The 2,213-nt window shown below is 56.2% G+C and carries 5 protein-coding genes; 3 read left to right on the forward strand and 2 right to left on the reverse strand.

Going from position 1 to position 2,213, the window contains the following annotated elements; all coding sequences use genetic code 11:
* Positions 1–68: 68 nt before the first annotated feature.
* Entirely contained in the window at positions 69–566 is a 498-nt protein-coding gene (locus B7L72_RS16185; RefSeq protein WP_081195526.1) for a transposase, read from the forward strand.
* Positions 563–727 carry a hypothetical protein gene (locus B7L72_RS18645; RefSeq protein WP_176212906.1) on the forward strand — a complete coding sequence of 55 codons (165 nt, stop codon included), beginning with the start codon at positions 563–565 and terminating at the stop codon, positions 725–727. Before B7L72_RS16185 ends, B7L72_RS18645 begins: the two co-directional genes overlap by 4 nt.
* 129 nt (positions 728–856) lie before the next feature.
* On the opposite strand, the gene B7L72_RS16190 is transcribed toward B7L72_RS18645, so the two are convergent.
* Both B7L72_RS16190 and B7L72_RS16195 read right to left on the reverse strand, forming a co-directional pair.
* Positions 857–1,111, reverse strand: coding sequence for a Txe/YoeB family addiction module toxin (locus B7L72_RS16190; RefSeq protein WP_081195528.1), 255 nt, complete (start codon positions 1,109–1,111; stop codon positions 857–859).
* Positions 1,108–1,359: a type II toxin-antitoxin system Phd/YefM family antitoxin gene (locus B7L72_RS16195; protein ID WP_081195530.1), complete on the reverse strand. Its 252-nt coding sequence runs from the start codon at positions 1,357–1,359 to the stop codon at positions 1,108–1,110. Before B7L72_RS16195 ends, B7L72_RS16190 begins: the two co-directional genes overlap by 4 nt.
* Before the next feature lie 257 nt (positions 1,360–1,616).
* Here B7L72_RS16195 and B7L72_RS16200 point away from each other — a divergent pair.
* Positions 1,617–2,213: RNA-guided endonuclease TnpB family protein (locus tag B7L72_RS16200; protein WP_139788544.1), on the forward strand; the 597-nt coding region annotated here is incomplete at its 3' end.

Below are 2,213 nucleotides of genomic sequence, written 5' to 3' on the forward strand. Positions count from 1 at the left end.
TCTGTCAGGATTGATGTCGCGTCCCTTGTTACACTCTCTTAAATATTCAGGGGCGTTTGGAGATCTGTATGCCTCGCTATTCCGATGAGCGACGTCAGGCCGCTGTGGCCAAGCTGTTACCGCCTTATAATCAAAGCGTAGAAGAGGTCGCCCGGCAGGAGGGGATCTCGCCAGCAACTGTTTACAAGTGGCGCAAGGAAGCCCGTGCGGAGGGACGCTGCCTGCCCGATGCAAGTGACCAGGGTACGACCGGCTGGTCGTCCCGAGACAAGTTTGCAGCGGTGGTTGAGACCGCAGCGATGAACACCGAAGACGTTGCTGCCTATTGTCGTCAACGGGGACTGTATCCCGAGCAGCTGCAACGCTGGCGTCATGACTGCGAACAAGCCGCCAGCTTGTCCCATGAGGACCGCCGTCGAGAAGCGGATGAAGCCAAGCAGCAGCGCAAGCGGATCAAAGAGCTGGAACGAGAGCTACAGCGCAAGAACACAGCACTCGCGGAGACAGCTGCACTGCTGACGCTGTCAAAAAAAGCACGGGCGATCTGGGGGGACGAGGAGTCATGATCAGCATCGAGGATCGCCAACGTGCCGTAGAGCTGATTGCTGTTGCCTGCAACGAGGGCGCCACCTTGGCGGTAGCCCCACTGTTGGTGGAGCGCATCGTCGAATTCACCGACCGTGTGCAGCGTCTACCTTGGAAGCCCAACCAGCCTTATCGCCATTAAGGCGCTCCTGCCCTGGGGCCGCTGGGGGGCTGATATGTTAGGCCTTACGTGGCTTATCCTAACAGCATCTGTTTGAAAAGCTGGTTGGTGATCTTACGAGGGCCTATCCACATTGAGCTCAGCGTTAAATCAGTAGTGATACCGCAGCTGGGCAATAAGCAAAGCGTCATCCGTGACCTTGTAAACGATGCGGTGTTCTTCGTTGATTCGCCGAGACCAGTAACCCGCGAGGCTGTGTTTAAGGGGTTCTGGCTTGCCGACTCCTTCAAATGGCTCTCGCTTGATTTCTTTGACTAGCTTGTTGATTCGGTTGAGAATCTTTTTGTCAGTTTTCTGCCAGTATAAATAGTCTTCCCAAGCGTTCTCGGAAAAGATGAGCTTCATTCAAGAAGCTCCTTTTCCTGACCGCCCCCTTGCTCCAACTCGGCAACGGATTCCAGTAAACGGCGGGCGTTTTTGGGCGCGCGCAGGAGGTAGGCTGTCTCTTGCAGTGCTTCATAGTCTTCGAGAGAGATCATGACCACGGATTGCGCCTTATTGCGGGTGATGATCATAGGAGAGTGGTCTTCACAGACCTGCTCCATGGTTTTTGCTAGGTTGGTTCTAGCGGCGGTGTAGCTGATGGCATCCATAAAGGGTACTCCTGTACGCGATCTTGTTAATGTACAGAATAGCGTACAGGGTTGGGTTTGCCAATTGGCTTCGCCGCGGTCGGTTTTCTCCGCTTTAAAACCGCGGTTGAGCTGGTGATACCCACGAATCGTATCCCACGCTAAGCCGTTGATCAAATTGCGCGTCAAACCTCGGCCTTCCAGGCCGGGGAAGGATAGCGCGAGGCGCGCAGCGCCCCCTGGTTGACAGGCTATATTTACCGCGCTAGATTCAAGTCATGACGACCGTACACCGCGCCTACCGTTATCGTTTTTATCCTACGCCTGAGCAAGTCGATCAGCTTGCCCGGACGTTTGGTTGTGTGCGGTACGTCTACAACCATTTCCTGCGCCAGCGCACCGATGCCTGGTTCGAGCGTCAGGAGCGCATGGGCTACAGCGCCACCGCCAAAGCGCTCACCAGCCTCAAGAAAGAGCCGGGCACAGCGTTTTTGGCTGAGGTGTCCAACGTCTGCTTGCAACAGTCGCTCCGGCATCTGGATCGGGCCTTCAGCAACTTCTTCAAAGGCCAGGCGCGGTATCCCACCTTCAAGAAGAAGCAGCGCAAGCAATCGGCCACTTACATGGCCAACGGCTTTCGCTGGCGCGACGGCAAACTGTGGCTGGCCAAGCAAAAAGACCCGCTGGCTATCCGCTGGAGCCGGTCTTTTTCCGGCACGCCGAGCAGTATCACGGTGAGCTGTGACACCGCTGGCCGTTACCATGTCAGTTTTTTGGTGGAGGAAGCGGCCACACCACTGCCGGTCACCCCCAAAATGGTTGGCATCGATCTGGGGCTGACGCACCGCGTCATCACCAGTGACGGCGACAAAATC

This window comes from Halomonas sp. BC1 (assembly GCF_002078135.1).
Classification (GTDB): Bacteria; Pseudomonadota; Gammaproteobacteria; order Pseudomonadales; family Halomonadaceae; genus Vreelandella; species Vreelandella stevensii.